We start from the raw sequence: 19634 nt of genomic DNA on the forward strand, positions 1-19634 counted from the left end.
ACTATATGGACCGCCAGTCAACTTGTCGAGGAGCCTGCATGGAACGCGCCGACGCGGCCCGCAACCGCCGCGCGATCCTGCGCGCAACCGAGGAACTGCTGGCCACCCAAGGCATGGAGCACGTCTCGATGGACCGCGTCGCACAGGCGGCCGGCGTCGGCAAGGGCACGGTGTTCCACCGCTTCGGCAACCGCGAAGGCCTGATGCGCGCACTGGTGGAGGAGCGAGTCCGAGCGCTGTCCACGGCCCTTTCCGACGGCCCACCCCCGCTCGGCCCGGGCGCCCCACCGGCGTCCCGGCTGGCGGCGTTCTTCGACGCGGTGGTCGACTTGGCGACGAAGAACGTCACGGTGATGGCGGCGTTCGAGCAGGCCTCGACGGACCGCCTGAACAGCCCGATCTACTTGTCGTGGCACGCACACGTGGCAGGCTTGCTCACCGCGGCGGCCCCGGCACTGGACGCGGACCTGATCGCACACCTGCTGCTGGGTTCGTTGCACAGCGACCTGATGCTCCACCTGCTGCGCACCGGGGAATCCCACCGCTTGGCGCTGGGGTTGCGATCAATGATCGAGACGCTGCTGCGCTGACCGCCGCAGGTATCGCTCGGGCACGACGGTGCCACCTCGGAGTTCGACGTCACGGAAGTTCAACCACGGCTCCGCGGCGGTCAGCCAGGGCTTGAGCTCTTCGAGCTCGTCGACCGCCACCGTCACCGTGTCCAGCACGCTGTTGACGAACCAGACCATCCGCTCGTGAGACGAATGTGTTTCCAGGTCGAGCCTGCATCGAAGGAACCGCACGTCTTCGAAGGTCAGCCGGGCGAGGCCACCGTCGCCGACCCAGTTGCTCACCACGTTCCGCAGATCCAGCTCGATGTCGACGAAGTCGAGCTTCCCGAACCGCACCACGCCGGCCTGGAGGCCGAGCGACGAGAAGTCCAGCCGCTCGGCGAGAAACCGGCATCGGTAGAAGTCGACCGGCCCCCCGGCGACCTCCCAGCCACGGAAGCTCAGTTCCCGACCGGCGAACTCGGCGCCGACGAACTCGGCCTTCCCCGTGAACCACGCGCGCGCGAAGGTCGTGTGATGGGCGGCGAACCGCGTTCCGTGACAGCTGAGGCCACCCACGAACACCGAACCGGCGAAGGATGTCAGGTCACGGAGGAACTCCGCTCGGTCGAACACGACCGAGCCGGCGAACCGGAGCTCGGAGAAGTCCGCGTTGTCGAAGGTCACTCCGGTGAAGTCGAAATCGACGGGCGACCGACGCCACCCGCCACTGGGGCCGAGCCGGTCGCGGAACATCCGCAGGATCGCCTGCCGCACCTCGGCCTCACCGGGCGACACCACCTCCGGCGCGATGCGCAGGTAGCCGCAGAGGACGTCGACGCAGACCTGGCGCTTGTCGTCCCAGTCGTCGGCGAGGCCGGCAAGCGCGTAGACACCGGTCAGGCGCACCGCGGGGCTATCGTGAGCAAGCTGTTCGGCGGCGGTGCCGAGGCGTTCGTTGAAGCCCTGGACGGTCTCACGCTTGGCCTTCTCGACGGCGAGAGCGTGCTCGTTCTCGGTGACCCGCTGCTTGCGGTAGTTGACGGCGAGCAGCACAACCCCACCGAACCCGGCGACCACCGAGAGGGCGATCTTCAACAGGTCGAGCACCTGGGTGACGTCGAAGACAGCGGCATTCGGCAGGTGCGGCCAGCCAAGGAACCACAGCAACCCACCGGCGGTGCCACCCGCGACGACGATCGCGATGAACAGCCACGCGAGAACGGACATTGCAATGCCGCGACGCACCCTGACCTGCGGAAACGTGAGCCGAGGCCGCCGCCGTCCCAAGCTGATCGCGACCGCGGCAAGCACGGCGAGCGCGATCAGGAACCAGCGGAGCCAGTCGGACACGATGGGTGAGACTAGCCGGTGGCCCCCGGAGCCGGGAGCAAATCGGACAGCTCGTTCGTTGTCCCGGTATGGCTGTCGCGTTCCTGCTCTACGTCTTCGCCGAGATCGCCGCGATCTGGGCGGTCGGCTCAGCCGTCGGCGTGCTCGGCACGCTGGGCCTCCTCCTGGCCGGCGCCTTCATCGGCTCCTGGCTGGCCCGCCGCGAGGGCGCAAAGGCGATGCGCGCGTTCATCGAGACATCCCGCGCGGGGCGGTCGGCGGAGAAGGAACTGACCGACGGCATGCTCGTCGGCCTGGGCGGGGTGTTGATCCTGGTCCCGGGGTTCATCAGCGACGTCCTGGGGTTGCTGTTGATGCTGCCACCGTCACGCGCGGTGGCCCGTCGACTGTGGCTGAAGCGGATGGAGAAGCGAGCGCTGAAGTTCGCCAACCAACGCCGCGGGCCGGTGATGGTGGTGGACAGCGAGGTGGTGCCGCCTTCGTCGTCGTCCTCGGAGGAGAAGCCGCATCCGGTGATCGAAGGCCGCGTCATCGAAGGCTGACAACCCGTACGACCGACACGCCATGCAAGCATTGCTGGGCGTTGCCAGAGGTCAGCGTTAGGATCGAACGCGTGTTCGCCCTACGTGATCGCGTTCTCGACAGCCGTGACGGCGTCTGGCAGCGGCACGTGCTCCCAAATCCGCACCACTTGCCAGCCAGCCTCCTCGAGCGCGCCGGTGACCAGCTTGTCGCGGTCGACGTTACGCCGGAGCTTCGGCGTCCAATACCACTCGTTGCTCGTCGGTTGCCTGCCGTGCTGGGGGCAGACGTGCCAGAAACAGCCATCAACGAAGATGGCGACTTTGCGGCTGGTGAAGACGATGTCAGGGCGGACTCGTACGGCATCGAGCACGATCGGCAAGTCCTTGCGATACCGGTAACCGAGCCGATGCAGCGCTTTACGAAGAGTCACCTCGGGCTTCGTGTCGGTTCGCCGGTTGGCTTTCATGTTGCGAGATCGGCCCTCGTTCGCGGCAGCAGGGTAGGGCTTCGGCTTCGCCTCGTTCTCAGCTGCCGGGGGCGTTACACGGCGCGGCATGCGCCAGATAGTCTCAGGCGCCACATCGCTACGCCACCCCCGGAAGGACTCCGATGACCCGCGCATCCGACGACAGCTCCTTCGAAGTCGTCGAGCTGTGTGCAGGCGCAGGTGGCCAGGCCCTGGGCCTCGACCGAGCGGGGTTCAAGCACCGCCTGGCCGTCGAGCTCGACGCCAACGCCTTCCAGACCCTGCGGACGAACATCCGGGGGCAAATCGAGATCAACGAGGAAAAGCGCGACATCGTCCAGCAGGGCGACGTCGCCGACCCCGCTGTCTTCGACCCCGAAGAGCACCACGAGGTCGCATTGCTGGCCGGCGGAGTTCCCTGTCCCCCGTTCACGATCGCCGGAAAGCAGCTGGGCGCGAGCGACGAACGTGACCTCTTTGCCTGGGCCGTCGAGCAGGTCGACAAGGTCCGGCCGCGCGCCCTGATGCTCGAAAACGTACGCGGGCTCAGCTTGCCCCGCTTCTCGGGTTACCGGCAGTACGTCCTGGATCGCCTCGCCGAGTTCAAGTACGTCGCCGAGTGGCGGCTGCTCAACGCGTGCGACTACGGAGTCCCCCAGCTGCGCCCCCGGTTCGTCCTCGTCGCCATGCAGGAAGAGGACGCCAAGTACTTCAAGTGGCCAGAGCCGGTCGCCGAGCAGCTCACTGTCAGCGCCGCCATCGCTGACCTCATGGGCGCGGACGGCTGGGAAGGGCTCGAACAGTGGATAAAGGACGCTGACAAGATCGGCCCCACCATCGTCGGTGGTTCCAAAAAACATGGCGGCGCCGATCTGGGTCCGACCAGAGCCAAGCGTGCCTGGGCCGAGCTCAGCGTCGATGCGATGGGCCTCGCCGACGCCCCGCCGGCATCAGACGCCCGGTTCAGGACCGAAAAAAACCAAGCTCCTGGCCCGAAGCTGACGAACGAAATGGTAGCCCGCATCCAGGGCTGGCTTCCCGGATACGAGTGGACGTTCACCGGGCGGAAGACGACTCGCTACCGGCAGATCGGCAATGCCTTCCCTCCTCCGGTCGCCGAAGCCGTGGGAACGGCGATCATGAAGGCTCTCAAACACGAGGGCAAGACCGTTTCGCGCGAGACTTCGAGCCACGACCCCGTGTACAAGGTTCTGCAGGAGCTGGGGGGATACGTCCCCGCCGAGGTGATCATCAAGCGGGCCAAGCTTCGCAACGGGGTCGCCGAGCTGGAGGAACGTATTGCTCAGCTGCGCCGTGACTTCCACGTTCCCTACGAGCGGGCATCCGACTCGACCTTGACCTACCGGCTAGGTGAATTCAAGGCGTTCATCGGGCAGGAAGACCACGACCGTCACGAGAAGTTCAGCCAGAACCGGGCCAAGATCAGCTAGCGTCCGGCTTCCGGACGTGGGTGAGCAGCGCATTGACGTCCGCAGAGTCCATGCCCGCGACAACGGACGGCTCCTCGAACGGGTCGCCGAGCTGCTGGACAGCAGCGTCGTCGAGAAGCTTGCCCATGAACTCGAGCTTCTCCCCGAGCCTCATCGCCACGATCTCGTCGACGGTTCCGCGCGTCGCCAGAACGGTTATCCGGGTTTCCGTGTCAGGCGCCAAACCTAGCCGGTGGATACGATCCAAGCTCTGCAGGAACCGGCCGGCCTGGAAGTCGCGGTCGACGTAGACAGCGTCGTGGCAGACCTGGTGCAGGCTGATGCCTTCACCCAGAGTTGCTGGGTTGGAAATGAGCACCGCACAGTCTGGGTCGTTGCGGAAAGCTTCGATCTGTTCCTCACGATCGACGGTGCCTCCGTGCACGACAGCCGGTTGGAAGTCGGCTAGAAGAACTTCGAGGGTGCTGATGGAGCGGATAAAGCTGGCCCACACCAGTGTTTTCCGCTTCCGCTCGGCGTTTTCCTTCACGATTGCCAGCACCTCTTGATACTTCGGCGGCATCTCGTACTCGGAAAGTGATCCGAGCAGCAGGTGCAGCGGATCGTTGGGCGGGACCTCCAGCGGCGGAACCTGAAGTGACAGCGGTTCGTACTTGGAAGCCCCCTCGGCCAGGAGCGCCGGGCTCGTCGCAGCCATGATCAACCTCAGCACAGTCCGGCCGAGCGCATCAAAACCGGACCTGCTCCGCTCAGCCCTGGCAGAGAACCGCCCGACGATGGCGTCGTAGATCTCCCGGTGCAGCGGAGGGAGGTCGACCATGCGCATGCTCAACGACACCGGCGGCAGACCGAGTTCTTTCTTGGTGGTCCTGGTGTACAGAGGTTTGAGCACACGGCTGGCATGGATCAGATTGCCGCCGTCGATCGCGTTGGTGACCACGCGCCTCCCGCGGCCAGGCCACACGAAAGCCATCAAGCTTTCGAGATCTCGGGGACCGTTCGGGGCGGGCGTACCGGTAAGGATCATCCTGATCATGCTGAGTGGGCCCAAGGCCATGCACGCGGCTCCGTATACGCCGGCGCTCCCGAGCTTCATGCGGTGCGCTTCGTCCAGGATCATCATCGTCGGCGCCTCCTGCAGCCAGCCGGTGATGATCCCTTGCGATCGATCCAGGCGCTCGTAGTTCACCAGCAGCACGTCCGCGGACAACGACGACCTGCCGTCGTAGACCTGGACATCGAGCGTGTCGGCGAAGCACTTCTCGCCCTCTTCCTGCCACGCCTCGTACGCCGATTTCGGGCAGACGACGAGCAGACGCCGTACGCGGCGGCGCCGGCGAAAAGCAGAAAACGCCGCCAGAGCCACGCGGGTCTTACCCGCGCCGGGAACGCTGAAGTTCGCACCATGGCCGAGCGAAACGAGCTTTGCCACGTCTCGCCGCTGGAACGGCGTGAGGTCGCCAGACCAGCCTGGCTCGAGCTGGTCGACGACCTCGTCTTCGCGGACGACGAGGTCGTCTTCCTCACCGTCGAGGAGACGTTCCGACCGTTCCGCGTCACTGATCATCTCCATGACCAGATTCCGGAACGAATCCTCCCAGACGACCGACTCCGGCGCTGGCCACTCGGCCAGCGCCTCGACACTTCCGATGAACTCGTCGATCGGGATCAGCGCAACAAGACGCTCTGTCATCTGGCCGTTTGGGAAAGCAGCAAGAAGGCCAGCGAGGTTCTCCCGGAACTGGCCTACGGTCTGCAGCTTCGCCTGTGTCCGGGTCAGGTCGAACCCGATGACCAGGCTAGAACCGGTTTCTTCCACTCAGGACTCCAGTTCGAGGATCTGGCGCAGCCACGCAACCCCTTCGTTCTGCTCCTCGACCGTCCGGGACGTCTCGACAGCGAGGCCGCGCAGGCTTCGGCGGAAGCTCAGAAGCGCATCATTGAACGCTTCCTCGTCGAGTGCCCGGGACGCGCGCGACATAACCAGCTCCGTGATGCATTGATCAATCTCCGCCGTTGCGGAATTCAGCCGGTCCGGCGCAGCCTGCTTGCGCTTTCGGAGCTGTATCTGGCGTCCGGCCCGCTCGATGGCCTGGTCCATCGCTTCCTTGAGCTCCGCAGCTTCCTCGACCGGCTCACCCGCGTATCCGCTGGTGTGCGTGATCTCGACTGTGCGCGCCTTGAGCACGGTGTTCGTCAGTTCACGGGCGGCTGCCACCTCGTCCGATGCGCCCTTCACCGAGACACCCAAACCTGGAATGGCCACCGTCGCCGGCGCCGGCTCGGGCCTGAGTTCCACGGGCAGAGCTTTGTCCAGGTAACGCGACTGGAAGTCCGACTCGATGAAACGGACATCGGTCTTCGAGAAGCCGAGCATGATCGCCGCGAGCCGCGACTCCTTGGTCAGCTCCGCACGCTCACCGTTCGCTGACAGGTCCTTCTGGTAGCGCCTGTGCAGTTCCTTCAGTTTCTCCTGGTGATCTTCGAACGCCACGAGCGGAATGCGGTGCCCGTTCACCTCGCTGCGTTCGATCATCGACTTGATGCAGGCGAAGACCCACTGGTCCTGCTTGCAGGCCGGCACGGTGCTCCGGAAGATCGCGGCGATCTTCCCGATCGGCAGGCCCTGGTTAACCAGCTCGTCGATGGCCAGCAGCCGGTTGATGTAGGAGTAGTCGCGGCGGTGCTCTTTCCTGAGCTGAAGGGACAGCTCGACGTCCCGGATGTCCTCCCAGTCACAGGACTCCGGCAGCACAGCAACCCTGATGGGTTGCTGTGGCCCGCCCATCTTCAGCATTGCGGCCCGGCGCGTGTTGCCGTTCACCAGCACGCCGTCTCGCGTGATCAGGCCTGGTTCGGTCTGATCGTACTCGCGAAGGCTTTCCAGCAGCTCAGTGAAGGTCGGATCGGTCCTGCTGGGATCTGCCGGCAGCGCCTGCAGGAGATACCCGAGGTAGTCCTGGCTCTCACTGCTCCAGGGATCCTCGTCGACCAGCTGGTCGAGCTGCGGATCATGACTTCGCTGTGCGCGAATGCGATGGGTCGCCGGGTTGTAGTAGAGGTCGCCGGCGGGCAGCTGGATGACATCCAGGTGGGCTTGGCCGCCCCGCCAGTCGACAGTCTGCGTCTCACGCGGGCCGCCGGTCTCGGTGACTTCCTTGAGGCGACGCTCGATAAGGGACTGGTTCTCGTCAGACCGGGGCGGCCGACCATAATCCTTGATCATGCTTCTCCTGTACGACCTACGTGCCGCGGCAGCTACAAACCATAACCGGACCCGTGTCACACCCCCTGGTCAGCCCAGAGAAGTGCGCACCACAGCGCGAGCGTCCTCCGGCAGGGCGCGGTACTCGGCCCACGCTCGCTCAGCAGGACTGAAGACTCGCTCGTCGGCGGCGATCCAGCCGGCGAGGAGCTCTCGTTCGTCCGGTGACAGCGCGTTAACGCGATCCACTACTGCAGGAACGTCAGCAACGAGGTTCTTCGCTCCAACCCGGCACCTGTTGCACTCTGTCACCAGCTGCATCTCAGTCTGCTCACCAGACACGATGACATTCCGCCGGGCGATGTCGAGCTGGGCACCTTCGAAGGTGCCGGCATAGAACTGGCCGGGGGTGATCCCGCACGAACGGCACATGTTGCCGTCATTGGAGATGATCTCCCGCCTTTGCACTGCTCCGATAGCCGACGCGGAAGCGACCCTCGAAGCCATTCCCTTCTCCCACACCGGCTGACCGCTGCTCACGAAACGCTGCTGTGCAGCCGTGAGGGTCGGGTCTTCCCGGTTCGTGTCGATCCGCCAGCCAAAGCTGCGCAGGTCACGCATGCGGCGATCGATTTGCGAAACACCGGGAAAGACTGAACGCATCTGCTCTTTGGTGAACTCGTTCCCTTCGCCAACCTCGGCCAGCAGCCATAAGGCAACACGCTTCATCGTCCCCAGGTTAGGGTCTTTCCACGAAGGCAGCATCATCCACCATCACTTTCTGTTCACGTTCCAGTCACATATCGGAGACTCGCGGACCGGAAGACTCCGGCGCTCTTCCTTTGTAGCACGGGAGAGCCACCTCTTCGAGTGTTTACAAATTTTGTAAACACTCGAAGACTCACCTTTCGACTCAAGATCATTTCGACAGCGAGGCGCGGCAGCGAGCACTTCAACAGTGACCGCCCTTGACCTCAGCAAACAGGTCCGGACAGTCACGCCCTCGCCGGGGAAGCAGTTCAGCCCTCGTCAGTGATGCCGACTCCGGCCCTCTTGAGAACTTCGTGACATCAGAGGCGCTTCGCGCCCTGAAGCGCGCGAAGTAGGCTAGGCTTCAACCCGTACGGGTTGTCACCCATCCGAGCAGGGCCCACAACATCCTGCAGGTAGGAGAGGTCGAAGCTGGACTGTCCGCACGCCGAAACACGCTGATCTACAACAGACCGATCCACCAACGCCGACTCGCCAAGCGGACACATCTCCCATGGCACCCTGCCCGCAACAGGAGCCGGGACCACCACCTCTGTTAAGCGCGCCCAAATTCGAGAGGAAGCAGATGAGGTTAGGCAAAACTGGGGGAAACTACCCATTAAATTCAACCCCCGAGCAGCGCGAGCTCGCGGATCTCATCGTGAAACTGTGCGGTTGCATGAAGCAGCCGACGCAGGCCGCTCGAGCGGGACAGCTGTGGGTTTCCCCCGCGTTGCTGTCGCGCTTCGCGAATGCACACAGGGTTCCCGACGTTGAAACCTTGAGGAAGCTGCACTCACTCGCACAGGAGGGCGGCCGCACTCAGGCCCCCTGCGCCTTGCCCGAGCTTCTCAAGCTGCGCGAACTCGTCAAGTATCAGCTGAGCATGGCCAAGTTCCGGCGACCGTGCCCGACGGCTTGATGCATGCTGGATCAAGCCGCGAAGATCAACAAAAAGAGACCGGCGCAACAGGGATTGCCCCCAAGTCGACCGGCGCAACGGGGATTGCCATCACCTGCCGACAACGAAGAGAAAGAAGCGAAACCTCTACCAACGCTATCGAACTGCAGGTCATACTACTTACAATCACCGCTACCGGCGTCGCGCCCGTAACGGCATCGTCGCCACATCAAGCCGGGACACGCAGGCGTCCGAGCACTAGAAGCCCAAGCCACAAGCCCGAGCCACGATCCCAGAACAACTTTGTGACGGGCGACACGTTTTGCACGCAGCGACAGTTGCATGCAGTGACGGTCACATGCGGTGACAACGCGTGAAGCGACAGCAAGGGGACAGCATGTGAGAACTTCTCATCGAACACATAACGTCACCGCTCGGTCGCGTGCACGCCCCCGCGCCAGATGTCTCGACGAGACATCTGGGTCAATCAATGTAGTCGGGGAAAGCCAGCCGGTCTGCCTGGAAGCGATCACCGGCGGGCCTTCCCCTTCAGAACCCCTCACCTGGGCAAACAAGTCAGGAGCTCCATGAGCAAGTCTAAGCGCTCGGCCAGCAGTTCGCGTCCCCGTGCGACCGCCGGCTCGCGCCCCAGTGAGCCGGCTCGCGCCGGCGGAGAGCCCAGCTGGCCGTCCACCTTCGCGCGCGGCGCGATCTACGCGCTGGGCAAGGCCGTCGTTGAGTGGATGATCGACATCGCGACGTCCAACGACAGCTAAATCACGAACGGCGGTGCATAGGGGTTCGCCGGCGCGTTGACGAGCCCCTATGCACCGCCTGGCTTCGGGATGTCGAAGTAGCTTGAGAACCTCACCGCCGGGGCGTACTCGCCCTTCACCTTCACTCGGCCCGTCACGAACATCGCTGCTACCGCTGCGTTGCCCGTGGCCATGCGGATGAAGTCGTCCACCGAGAGGGTGATCGTGGTGTCCGGACTGCGGGACAGGTCTGTGCTGGAAACGCACACTCCGTCCTCGATCACCGTCTGGAAGCGGTCGTAGCCGTCCTCGCCTTGGCCGTCGGAAAAGCGCCAGGAAACCACGAAGTCCACGTGACGAGCGCGGGATGGGAGAAAGTGTTCCGACATTCTGCGGAATATCTCGTCCAGGAAGACCGAGCGTAGTTCCGGGTGGTCGGCGATGGCCTTCAGCTGGTCGCGGGATGCTCGGCGGACGACGTCGACCAGGACGTCTGTCGACAGTGAACTCAGCTCGATGCCCGCGCCCGCGTTTCCCAGCATGTGCAGGGTTTCCAGGACCTGGATGAACTGGCCGGCCGTCAGGTTGCCGATCACCAGCTTCTCGGCGAAGCCGTTGATCGCGTGGCTCGCCCGGATGCGGGCCGGGCGGCGGGAAGTGCGCAGGCGGGATCGCCACGGGCGGTCGTCCGCATTTCGGGGCACGGCGACGAACTATACGGGTTTCGGGAGGTCGAAGAAACCGATCAGGCCGGCGGCAAAGGCGAGGTCACCTTTGACTTTGATTTTTCCCGTGACGAACAACACTGCGGGTGTCGCCTGGTGGGTGATGAGCCGGAAGAAGTCCACGGGGGCGATCGTGATCGTCACCCGAGGATCGGAGCGCATCTCGCGGCTGACCGTGCACGAACCGTGGGAGATGACCGTCTCGTAGCGGTCGTAGCCGCCGTCGCCGGTTCCGCCCGCCATGCGCCAGTGGACGACCGCGTGCAGGTCGCGGGCGCGGTCGGGGCGGATGTGGGCGCCCATTCGGGCGAAGATCTCGTCCAGTACGCGCTCGCGCAACGGCCGCTCGGCGACGACGCTTTCGAGCTGGGCGCGCGATGCGGCGGCGACCAGCGACGCGAAGCGCGCCGGGTCGACCTTGCTCAGGTCGAACGCGGGGGCGCGCTCGGCCAGGCGCAGCAGGGCGTTCAGGAGCCGGCGGAAGTCGTCCTTGCCGAGATCGCGGGGGTTGACCGCGTCGGCGAGGGTGTTGACGTCGAGGGCGTGCGCCTCGGGGCTGAGCGGGTCGAGCCGTTCCAGGGTGTCGAGCAACGCCGCCCCGCGGAGGCCGACGATCTGATCGGCGCTGGTCATCCCGGCATTGTCGGCCATGGTCACTCCCTCTCCAGTTACCCGAGCGTAAGGCTACCCGTCAGTAGGTAGGCGGGCAAGCGTGCCGAAATCACCCCACCGGGTCAACGCCCGGTACCGTCTCCGGTCAGCAACAGGGAGGTCCAGCGTGTCAGAGGATGATCAGCGTCCGCCCGAACGGGCTCGGCGGCTGCCCCGTGCGGTGCGCGAGCGCCAGATCCTGGACGCCGCCGTCCAGGTCTTCTCGCGCCACGGGTACCACGCGGCGTCGATGGACGAGATCTCCGACGTCGCCGGCGTCTCGAAGCCGATGATCTACACCTACCTCGGCTCGAAGGAGGACCTGTTCGGCGCGTGCATCCGCCGCGAGGCGACGCGGCTGCTTGAGGCCATCCAGGCCGGCGTGAAGCCCGATCTGCCGCCGGACATGCAGCTGTGGCACGGCCTGCGGTCGTTCTACCGGTTCGTCGCGGAGTACCGCGAGTCGTGGACGGTGCTGCACCGCCAGGCCCTGACGGTCGGCGGCGCGTTCGCCGCGGAGGTCACCGACATGCGGGCCCGCGCGATCCAGCTGGTCGCGGCGCTCGTCGTGTCCGCCGGCACCCGCAAGGGCGTCGGCGAGCAGGCCGAGTTCTCCGGCGAAGGCCTGTCTGCGGCCCTGGTCGGGGCGGCCGAGTCGCTGGCCGACTGGGCCCTCGACCACCCCGACATCTCGGACGGCGTCCTGGCGTCTTGGCTGATGAACCTCGTCTGGCTCGGCTTCAACGACCTCATCGAGGGCGAGGTCTGGAAGCCGTCAGAGTGAGGTGATCGTGCCGTCCAGGTGGGGTTTCGACTTGCTCCACAGCTCGAACGCCCAGCCCTCCGGCGTGGCCCACGACGTGAAGCCCGCCTTGGCCGGCAGCAGCACCGGCTGTTTGAAGCGGACGTCCACCGTGAACGCCTCCGGCAGACGGCCTTCGAACGCCGCGAGCGCGTGGGCCTTCGTCCACATGCCGTGGGCGATCGCCTTCGGGAAGCCGAACAGGCGCGCCGTCAGCGGGTGCAGGTGGATCGGATTGCGGTCGCCCGAGACCTCCGCGTAGCGCCTTCCGATGTCGCCCGGGACTCGCCAGATCGCGTCCGGGGTCGGGGGCACGAGCTGGTCGCGGCGAGGGGTAGCGCCAGAAGAGCCGCTGCGGCGCAGGTAGGTGCTGACGTCCGTCCACACCGTCTCGTCGCCGACCTGGGCTTCGCTGATGACGTCGAACTGACGCCCCTTCTCGTGCGGGCGCAGGTTCTCCGCGCGGACGCGCACCGTCAGCGGTTCGCCCAGCCGCAGTGCGCGGTGCTGGGTGATGCGGTTCGCGACGTGGACCATGCCCAGCAGCGGGAACGGGAAGCCCTGCTCGGTCATCAGCGCCATCTGCAGCGGGAACGCCAGCATGTGCGGGTACGTCGCGGGCAGCTCGTCGCTCAGCCGGAAGCCGCACACCGTGTTGTACGCGGCGAGGTGCGCCGGATCGACGACGACGCCGGTGCGCACCAGTTCCGTGTCCGGCAGCGACGAGCCGGCCGGCTTGCGCAGGACGCCGCCGAGCAGCGCCTTCGGGTACAGCGTCGCCAGGCTCGGCGTGCTGTCGAGTTCGCGGATCGCCACGTCAGGCCCCCAGCAGGGCCTGGCCGCAGACGCGGACCACGTTGCCGTTCACCGCGGCCGACGCCGGGTTCGCGTACCAGGCGATCGTCTCGGCGACGTCCACCGGCAGGCCGCCCTGGCCGAGGCTCGACAGCCGGCGGCCGGCCTCGCGGATGAACAGCGGGACCGCCGCCGTCATCTTCGTCTCGATGAAGCCCGGCGCCACGGCGTTGATCGTGCCGCCGTACTCCGCGAGCTGCGGCGCGCCGACGTTCACCATGCCGATGACGCCCGCCTTCGACGTCGCGTAGTTCGTCTGGCCGACGTTGCCGGCGATGCCCGCGATCGACGAGACGCCGATGACGCGGCCGTTCTCGTTCAGCACGCGATCGGCGAGCAGCTTGTCGTTCACCGCGAGCTGCGACGCGAGGTTGACGGCGATCACCGAGTCCCACGCGCTTTCGCTCATGTTGCCCAGCGTCTTGTCGCGCGTGATGCCCGCGTTGTGCACGACGACGTCGACGCCGCCGTGACGCTCCTTCAGGTACTCCGCGAGCTTCGCGGGCGCGCTCGGCGACGTGATGTCGAGCTGCAGCGCCGAGCCGCCGATCTTGTTGGCGACCTTCGACAGGTCGGCACCCTGGGCCGGGATGTCGAGGGCGACGACGTGCGCGCCGTCGCGGGCCAGGACGTCGGCGATCGCCGCGCCGATGCCGCGGGACGCGCCGGTGACCAACGCGACCTTGCCGGTGAGGGGCTTCTCCCAGCTGGCCGGCGCGGTCGCCGTCTTGCCTTCGGCGCCGATCCGGATGACCTGGGCGTCGACGAAGGCCGACTTCGCGGACAGCAGGAAGCGCAGCGTCGACTCCGTCGCGTCTTCGGCGCCTTCGGCGACGTACACGAGCTGAGCGGTCGCGCCGCGCTTCAGCTCCTTACCCACGGAGCGCACGAAGCCCTCGAGAGCGCGCTGCGCGATGCGCTCGCGGCCCTCGACCTGCTCCGGCGGGGTGCCCAGGATGACGACGCGGCCGGACGGGCCGACGCTGCGGATCACCGGGTGGAAGAAGTCGTAGACCTCGCGCAGGCGGCCGGGCTCGGTGACGCCGGTGGCGTCGAAGACGAGCGCCGCGTGCCTGTCACCCGAAGTGGTGACGACGTCGATGCCCGCGTCCGCAAGCTGGTCGCGGACCTTCTTCTCCAGGCGTCCGCCGGGCGCGGCGCCCAGAAGTGCGGGACCCTCGAGGGCGGGTTGCCCGGGCTGGTACCGGCGCAGGGTGGCGGGGCTGGGCAGGCCGAGCTTCGGCACCACGAACTTCCCCAACGGGGTTTTCGTGAACTGCTGGTACCTGTCAGCCATCGGTTGCCTCCCGTGCAGTCTGCGTCACGTCGCAGTCTAACCTACTTGCGAGTAGGTTACAGTGTGAGAGAGCCGACCAGAGAGGTGACGTTCATGCCGCCCAAGAAAGCACCAGCCGTCCGCAAGGTCGCGATCATCGGCGGCAACCGGATCCCCTTCGCGCGATCGAACGGCCCGTACGCGAAGGCGTCGAACCAGGACATGTTCACCGCCGCGCTCGACGGCCTGGTCAGCCGCTTCTCCCTGCAGGACGAGGTGATCGGCGAGGTCGCGGCCGGCGCCGTGCTCAAGCACTCGAAGGACTTCAACCTGGCCCGCGAAAGCGTGCTCGGCAGCAAGCTCTCGCCCGCGACACCCGCGTCCGACGTGCAGATGGCGTGCGGCACCGGCCTGCAGGCCATCGTCAACGTCGCGAACAAGATCGCGCTCGGCGAGATCGACTCGGCCATCGCCGGCGGCGTCGACACCACCAGCGACGCGCCCCTGGCCGTGAACGAGGACCTGCGCCAGATCCTCATCCAGCTCAACGCCGCGAAGACGCTCGGCGACCGGCTGAAGCTCGTCGCGAAGATCCGCCCCGGGCACATCGTCCCGGCGATCCCGCGCAACTCCGAGCCGCGCACCGGGCTGTCGATGGGCGAGCACGCGGCGCTGACCGCGAAGATCTGGGAGGTCACCCGCGAGGCGCAGGACGAGCTGGCCGCCGCCAGCCACCAGCACCTCGCCGCCGCCTACGACCGCGGGTTCTTCGACGACCTCGTGACGCCGTTCCTCAAGCTGGCGCGCGATCAGAACCTGCGCGCGGACTCGACCGCGGAGAAGCTCGCCAAGCTCAAGCCGGCGTTCGGCGGTCCGGGCGGCACGATGACCGCGGGCAACTCGACGCCGCTGACCGACGGCGCGTCGACCGTGCTGCTGGCCACCGAGGAGTGGGCGAAGGCGCACAAGCTGCCGGTGCAGGCGTACCTGACGTTCTCGCAGACCGCGGCCGTCGACTACGTGCACGGCGAGGAGGGCTTGCTGATGGCGCCCGCGTACGCCGTACCGCGGATGCTCGCGCGCGCCGGGCTTTCGCTGCAGGACTTCGACTACTACGAGATCCACGAGGCGTTCGCGTCACAGGTGCTGGCCACGCTCAAGGCGTGGGAGGACCCGGCGTTCGCCAAGGAGAAGCTGGAGCTGGACGAGCCGCTGGGCTCGATCGACCGGGCGAAGCTGAACGTCAACGGCTCGTCGCTGGCGGCCGGGCACCCGTTCGCCGCGACCGGCGGCCGGATCGTCGCGACGCTGGCGAAGCTGCTGCACGAGAAGGGGTCCGGCCGCGGCCTGATCTCCATCTGCGCGGCGGGCGGCCAGGGCGTCACCGCGATCCTGGAGAAGTAAGGCACGCGAAAGGGGCCGTCCCGGGTGGGACGGCCCCTTTCGCGTTTGTCAGTTGGGGAGGGCCTTCTCGGCCTTCTTCGCCAGCTTCTTGGCGCGCTTCTCGGCCTTGCGGCCCAGCTTCTCGACGCCGTGACCGGCGTCCTTCGCCGCGCGACGCGCGCGCCAGCCGACCGACGGCTTGCCCGCGGTGTCGGCGACGGCCAGCATCAGCCCACCGGCCAGGCCGGCGTTCTTCAGGAACTGGATCTGCTGCTTCTTCTTCTCGGCCGGGTCCTGGAGCGTCCAGAAGCTGTGCGCCGCCAGCGTCGTCGGGACCAGGCTGCCGAGCAGCAGCGCGGACGTCAGCCGCGGCGCCTTGCCCGTCGCGAACGCGAGGCCCGCGCCGATCTTCACGGCGGCGTCGATGCGGACGAGCGTGGCCGGGTCGCGCGGCACCTGCTCGGGAATGACGCCTTCGAGCTTGTCGAAGGCGTCCGTGAGGAACGGCTCGGCGGTCTTCGCGTGCGACTGCGTGTTCCGGAGCACGTTGATCCCGCCGTACACGAATGTCGCGGCGATCAGTGGACGAGCCACACGGCGGAGTATCACGGTCGTTGCCTTCCTGGTCCGGGCTTCTTCCTGGTCAAACCTACAGCTGGAATGCCCGCTCGGCCCGGCGCCGAACCCTCCTAGCGATGTCTGGGCAAATATCGTGTCATTCCTAGAGAACACTAGAAAGTGTTAGCGCTTGACCTTGACGCTGCGTCAACTTCTATCGTCGATGTCATGGAGTGGTCGATACAGGACATCGCCCGCTCGGCCGGGACCACGAGCCGGACGCTGCGCCACTACGGCGCGGTCGGCCTGCTCGAGCCCAGCCGGATCGGCGGCAACGGCTACCGCTACTACGACGAGCACGCGCTCGTCCGGCTGCAGCGGATCCTGCTGCTGCGCGATCTCGGCCTCGGGCTCCCGGCCATCGCCGAGGTCCTCGACGGGCAACGCGACCGCGTGGCCGCGCTTGAGACCCACCTGGACCTGCTCGAACAGGAGCAGCGGCGGATCGGGCGGCAGATCGCGTCGGTCCGCACGACGCTGCGGAAACTGAAGGGAGGTGAACGACTGATGGCAGAAGAAGTGTTCGACGGCTTCGACCACACGCAGTACCAGGAAGAGGTCACCCGGCGCTGGGGCGCTTCGGCGTACGCGACGGGGGACCGGTGGTGGAGTTCCCTGTCGGCCGAGGAGAAGAAGGCCCACCAGCAGGAGCAGGTGGACGTCTCCACGGCGTTCGGCGCGGCCCGCGCGGCCGGGCTTTCCCCGGACTCGGCCGAGGTGCAAGAGATCACGGGCCGGCTGCACGCGTGGCTCCGGCCGGCGGTTTCGTCGGTGTCCGCGGGCTACTTCGCGGGCCTGGGGCAGCTGTACGTGGACGACCCGCGCTACGGGTTCGAAGGCGCGACGGCGGAATTCGTCCGCGACGCGATGAAGATCTACGCGGAGCGGAACCTGAGCGACTAGCGCTGCGTCGTAGTGCGCGCTGGGGGTAGAGACGAGCAGGGCTGCAGACCTGTTCGTCTCTATGTACCCGCTGGGCGCAGGAGTGTGCGCCGGGTCGTGTCGAGGTGGCTGACCACCTCGTATTCGGCGCGAGTGCCTACTTCGGGTGGCTCGCCTTGTCCTTCCATCGAGGACCAGCCGCCTTCGTACCGGACTACGTAAGAACCGTCCGAGATGTAGGCCTCGCTCACCTCCGCGGCCAGGCTCGCGCCGACCGGGTAGCGCGCTTTCCGCGCCTGCCACTCGTCTTCGGAGACACCGTTGTCGAACGGCCCTGATCGGAATCGCGGGTCGAGCGGCCACAAGCGGATCTGTTTCGGGCGGCGGGTGAGGACTTCGAAGGTGGTCTTCGTGCCGACGGGCGGCCAGTCCGTCGCTTGCCTCGGCAGGCTCAAGACGTCGACGAATCCTTGCGGCGTACCGCCCAGGTCCACGAACAACCCGATGGCGCCGGGCTTCGGAATGATCGACACGGTGCCGGCCACCACCGCGCCCACGTCCAATTCGGTCACGCCGCCCACGGTGCCACATCGCGGTCTTGCCTCGCGGCTTCCGGTCGTGGTTGTCCACAGGCCGTGGCGATTGTGGACAACTGGGGCGGATTCGCGGCGACGGAGCAGATTCGTCGGTGGGCGGCGATACGCTGGACACGGGGCTGCCCCCCAGGGATGGGTGGGGGACGCCTGTGGGGCGAGGCGAGGTCCGGCTGGTGATCGTTCGGCCATCCGGTCGAACTCCGGCGACACGCGCTAGCCGTCTATGGCCGAATATCGTCCTGGCGCTAGATACGTCGATAGCTTGGCAGAGTGGACCCCATCCGCAACCCCTTCGCGCCGGGCGCCGGGCAACGGCCTCCCGAGCTGGCCGGGCGTGAGCGTGAGCTCAAGGCCTTCGAAGTGGTGCTGGAGCGAGTGGCGCGGGGGCGGCCTGAACGCAGTCTTGTACTGACGGGGCTGCGTGGGGTCGGGAAGACCGTCCTGCTCGGTGAGTTGCGGGCGATGGCCGTGCGGCACAAGTGGGGGGCCGGGAAGATCGAGGCGCGGCCGGACGCCGAACTGCGGCGGCCGCTCTCCGCCGCGCTGCACCGGGCCATCCGGGATCTCGCCGTGCGGCATCGGGCGCCGGATCGGGTCGAAGAGGTGCTCGGGGTGCTCAAGGCGTTCGCGCTGCGGGCCAACAAGGCCGACGCGAAGCTGCGTGACCGGTGGCAGCCGGGCATCGACGTGCCCGCCGCGCAGGGGCGGGCCGACTCCGGGGACATCGAGATCGACCTCGTGGAGCTGTTCACCGACGTCGCCGAGCTGGCCGCGGACGTCGGCACCGGCGTCGCGCTGCTCATCGACGAGATCCAGGACCTGCAGCCCGACGACGTCTCCGCGCTCTGCGCCGCCTGTCACGAGCTCTCGCAGTCCGGGGCGCCGCTCGTCGTCGTCGGCGCCGGGCTGCCGCACGTGCCCGCGGTGCTCTCGGCGTCCAAGTCGTACTCCGAGCGGCTCTTCCGCTACGCGCGCATCGACCGGCTCGACCGCGCGGACGCCGACTTCGCCGTGATGGCGCCGATCGAGCGTGAGGACGCCAGCATCGAGCCGGAGGCGCTCGACGCGCTCTTCGACGCGTCCGGCGGCTACCCGTACTTCATCCAGGCCTACGGCAAGGCGGCCTGGGACGCGGCCCCGGCCGACCCGATCACGCTCAAGGACGTCCAGGTCGCCGCGCCGGAAGCGGAGTCCGAGCTGGCCGTCGGATTCTTCGGCTCGCGCTACGAGCGCGCGACGCCGGCCGAGCGCGAGTACCTGCTCGCGATGGCCGAGCTGACCCAGGGCCGCGACGAGGCCGCCGGCACCGCCGACGTCGCCGTCTTCCTGGGGCGGAAGCCGTCGTCGCTGTCGCCGGCGCGCGACAGCCTGATGAAGAAGGGCCTCGTGTTCTCCGCCGAGCGGGGACAGATCGCTTTCACCGTCCCGCACTTCGGGCACTACCTGCTCAGCCGCGACTGACCGCGCCTGACGCTCCCGACCTGGCCGTATCGCGCTCTATGAGCGTCGCTAGCCGATTATCAGTAAATCGCTAGACAGTCGTAGACAACGACAGAGGGGTTGCCCCGTCGTGACCGCCGACACCATGATCTCTTCGGCTCTTTCCCAAATTTGCCGATGATTCATCGGCGAGTGCGCCACATCACCGGACATTCGTTGGCCTCCTTGTGAAAAAAGGTGCATACTAGAGCTACAAGCCACCGAGACCCTCCGAAGGGGATGCAGAAACCGATGAACAACATCGCCGCCAAGCTCCGAGCCCGTCGCGCCGAGGTTCGCACTCGCCGGGCGCTGGACCGGGCGATCGACACCGCTGCCACCGCGACGGTTCGTCAGGAACTCATCGCGATCGCGCAGGCCCGCTCGGGCTACATGCGCTGACAAACTCA

Annotated in this window: 20 protein-coding genes; 9 read left to right on the top strand and 11 right to left on the bottom strand. The window is 66.7% G+C overall.

Annotated elements, in window-relative coordinates:
- The first annotated feature begins 38 nt into the window (after window positions 1-38).
- Window positions 39-590: a TetR/AcrR family transcriptional regulator gene (locus tag MUY22_RS11560; RefSeq protein WP_247059468.1), complete on the top strand. Its 552-nt coding sequence runs from the start codon at window positions 39-41 to the stop codon at window positions 588-590.
- Here MUY22_RS11560 and MUY22_RS11565 read toward each other — a convergent pair.
- A complete protein-coding gene (locus MUY22_RS11565) occupies window positions 564-1865 on the bottom strand; it encodes a pentapeptide repeat-containing protein (RefSeq protein WP_247059469.1) in 1302 nt (433 codons plus the stop codon). The two genes, MUY22_RS11560 and MUY22_RS11565, sit on opposite strands and share 27 nt — an antisense overlap.
- A 107-nt stretch (window positions 1866-1972) precedes the next feature.
- Between MUY22_RS11565 and MUY22_RS11570 the strand changes: the two genes are divergently transcribed.
- A complete protein-coding gene (locus MUY22_RS11570) occupies window positions 1973-2446 on the top strand; it encodes an FxsA family protein (RefSeq protein ID WP_247059470.1) in 474 nt (157 codons plus the stop codon).
- Window positions 2447-2526: 80 nt separating this feature from the next.
- Here MUY22_RS11570 and MUY22_RS11575 read toward each other — a convergent pair whose 3' ends face one another.
- A complete protein-coding gene (locus MUY22_RS11575) occupies window positions 2527-2985 on the bottom strand; it encodes a very short patch repair endonuclease (protein WP_247059471.1) in 459 nt (152 codons plus the stop codon).
- Between the two features lie 53 nt (window positions 2986-3038).
- Between MUY22_RS11575 and MUY22_RS11580 the strand changes: the two genes are divergently transcribed.
- Window positions 3039-4346 carry a DNA cytosine methyltransferase gene (locus MUY22_RS11580; RefSeq protein WP_247059472.1) on the top strand — a complete coding sequence of 436 codons (1308 nt, stop codon included), beginning with the start codon at window positions 3039-3041 and terminating at the stop codon, window positions 4344-4346.
- Here the strand turns inward: MUY22_RS11580 and MUY22_RS11585 are convergent.
- The 3 genes from MUY22_RS11585 to MUY22_RS11595 all read right to left on the bottom strand — a co-directional run bounded on the left by MUY22_RS11585 (window position 4339) and on the right by MUY22_RS11595 (window position 8280).
- Entirely contained in the window at window positions 4339-6165 is a 1827-nt protein-coding gene (locus tag MUY22_RS11585) for a DEAD/DEAH box helicase (RefSeq protein ID WP_247059473.1), read from the bottom strand. The two genes, MUY22_RS11580 and MUY22_RS11585, sit on opposite strands and share 8 nt — an antisense overlap.
- Window positions 6166-7572, bottom strand: a complete 1407-nt coding sequence (locus MUY22_RS11590) for a transcriptional regulator (protein ID WP_247059474.1) — start codon at window positions 7570-7572, stop codon at window positions 6166-6168.
- 69 nt (window positions 7573-7641) lie between these two features.
- Window positions 7642-8280 carry a hypothetical protein gene (locus tag MUY22_RS11595; RefSeq protein ID WP_247059476.1) on the bottom strand — a complete coding sequence of 213 codons (639 nt, stop codon included), beginning with the start codon at window positions 8278-8280 and terminating at the stop codon, window positions 7642-7644.
- Window positions 8281-9789: 1509 nt separating this feature from the next.
- Between MUY22_RS11595 and MUY22_RS11600 the strand changes: the two genes are divergently transcribed.
- Complete coding sequence (locus MUY22_RS11600; RefSeq protein WP_247059478.1) at window positions 9790-9978, top strand: hypothetical protein; 189 nt, start codon at window positions 9790-9792, stop codon at window positions 9976-9978.
- A gap of 47 nt (window positions 9979-10025) precedes the next feature.
- Here the strand turns inward: MUY22_RS11600 and MUY22_RS11605 are convergent, their stop codons facing one another.
- Entirely contained in the window at window positions 10026-10577 is a 552-nt protein-coding gene (locus tag MUY22_RS11605; RefSeq protein WP_247063818.1) for an SCP2 sterol-binding domain-containing protein, read from the bottom strand.
- 93 nt (window positions 10578-10670) lie between these two features.
- Complete coding sequence (locus tag MUY22_RS11610; RefSeq protein ID WP_247059479.1) at window positions 10671-11333, bottom strand: SCP2 sterol-binding domain-containing protein; 663 nt, start codon at window positions 11331-11333, stop codon at window positions 10671-10673.
- 127 nt (window positions 11334-11460) lie between these two features.
- Here MUY22_RS11610 and MUY22_RS11615 point away from each other — a divergent pair, with 127 nt between their 5' ends.
- Window positions 11461-12117 (top strand): TetR/AcrR family transcriptional regulator, encoded by a 657-nt coding sequence (locus MUY22_RS11615; protein WP_247059480.1) that lies wholly within the window; start codon window positions 11461-11463, stop codon window positions 12115-12117.
- Here the strand turns inward: MUY22_RS11615 and MUY22_RS11620 are convergent.
- Together MUY22_RS11620 and MUY22_RS11625 are read right to left on the bottom strand one after the other, a co-directional pair.
- Window positions 12109-12951, bottom strand: a complete 843-nt coding sequence (locus tag MUY22_RS11620; protein ID WP_247059481.1) for a MaoC/PaaZ C-terminal domain-containing protein — start codon at window positions 12949-12951, stop codon at window positions 12109-12111. The genes MUY22_RS11615 and MUY22_RS11620 overlap by 9 nt on opposite strands.
- A gap of 1 nt (window position 12952) precedes the next feature.
- Window positions 12953-14287: a 3-oxoacyl-ACP reductase gene (locus MUY22_RS11625; RefSeq protein ID WP_247059482.1), complete on the bottom strand. Its 1335-nt coding sequence runs from the start codon at window positions 14285-14287 to the stop codon at window positions 12953-12955.
- A 93-nt stretch (window positions 14288-14380) separates the two neighbouring features.
- On the opposite strand from MUY22_RS11625, the gene MUY22_RS11630 reads away from it, so the two are divergent.
- The gene (locus tag MUY22_RS11630; protein WP_247059483.1) at window positions 14381-15670 is read left to right on the top strand and encodes an acetyl-CoA C-acetyltransferase; all 1290 of its coding nucleotides are present in this window, start codon (window positions 14381-14383) and stop codon (window positions 15668-15670) included.
- 48 nt (window positions 15671-15718) lie between these two features.
- Here MUY22_RS11630 and MUY22_RS11635 read toward each other — a convergent pair whose 3' ends face one another.
- A complete protein-coding gene (locus MUY22_RS11635; protein WP_247059484.1) occupies window positions 15719-16258 on the bottom strand; it encodes a DoxX family membrane protein in 540 nt (179 codons plus the stop codon).
- A gap of 177 nt (window positions 16259-16435) precedes the next feature.
- Between MUY22_RS11635 and MUY22_RS11640 the strand changes: the two genes are divergently transcribed.
- Window positions 16436-17170 carry a MerR family transcriptional regulator gene (locus MUY22_RS11640; RefSeq protein ID WP_247059486.1) on the top strand — a complete coding sequence of 245 codons (735 nt, stop codon included), beginning with the start codon at window positions 16436-16438 and terminating at the stop codon, window positions 17168-17170.
- Between the two features lie 59 nt (window positions 17171-17229).
- Here the strand turns inward: MUY22_RS11640 and MUY22_RS11645 are convergent, their stop codons facing one another.
- Window positions 17230-17730, bottom strand: a complete 501-nt coding sequence (locus MUY22_RS11645; RefSeq protein ID WP_247059487.1) for a hypothetical protein — start codon at window positions 17728-17730, stop codon at window positions 17230-17232.
- 285 nt (window positions 17731-18015) lie between these two features.
- On the opposite strand from MUY22_RS11645, the gene MUY22_RS11650 reads away from it, so the two are divergent.
- Both MUY22_RS11650 and MUY22_RS11655 read left to right on the top strand, forming a co-directional pair.
- Window positions 18016-19206, top strand: a complete 1191-nt coding sequence (locus MUY22_RS11650; protein ID WP_247059488.1) for an ATP-binding protein — start codon at window positions 18016-18018, stop codon at window positions 19204-19206.
- Window positions 19207-19476: 270 nt separating this feature from the next.
- The gene (locus tag MUY22_RS11655; RefSeq protein WP_247059489.1) at window positions 19477-19626 is read left to right on the top strand and encodes a hypothetical protein; all 150 of its coding nucleotides are present in this window, start codon (window positions 19477-19479) and stop codon (window positions 19624-19626) included.
- Window positions 19627-19634 lie beyond the last annotated feature (8 nt).

This window comes from Amycolatopsis sp. WQ 127309 (assembly GCF_023023025.1).
In the GTDB taxonomy this organism is placed as follows: Bacteria; Actinomycetota; Actinomycetes; order Mycobacteriales; family Pseudonocardiaceae; genus Amycolatopsis.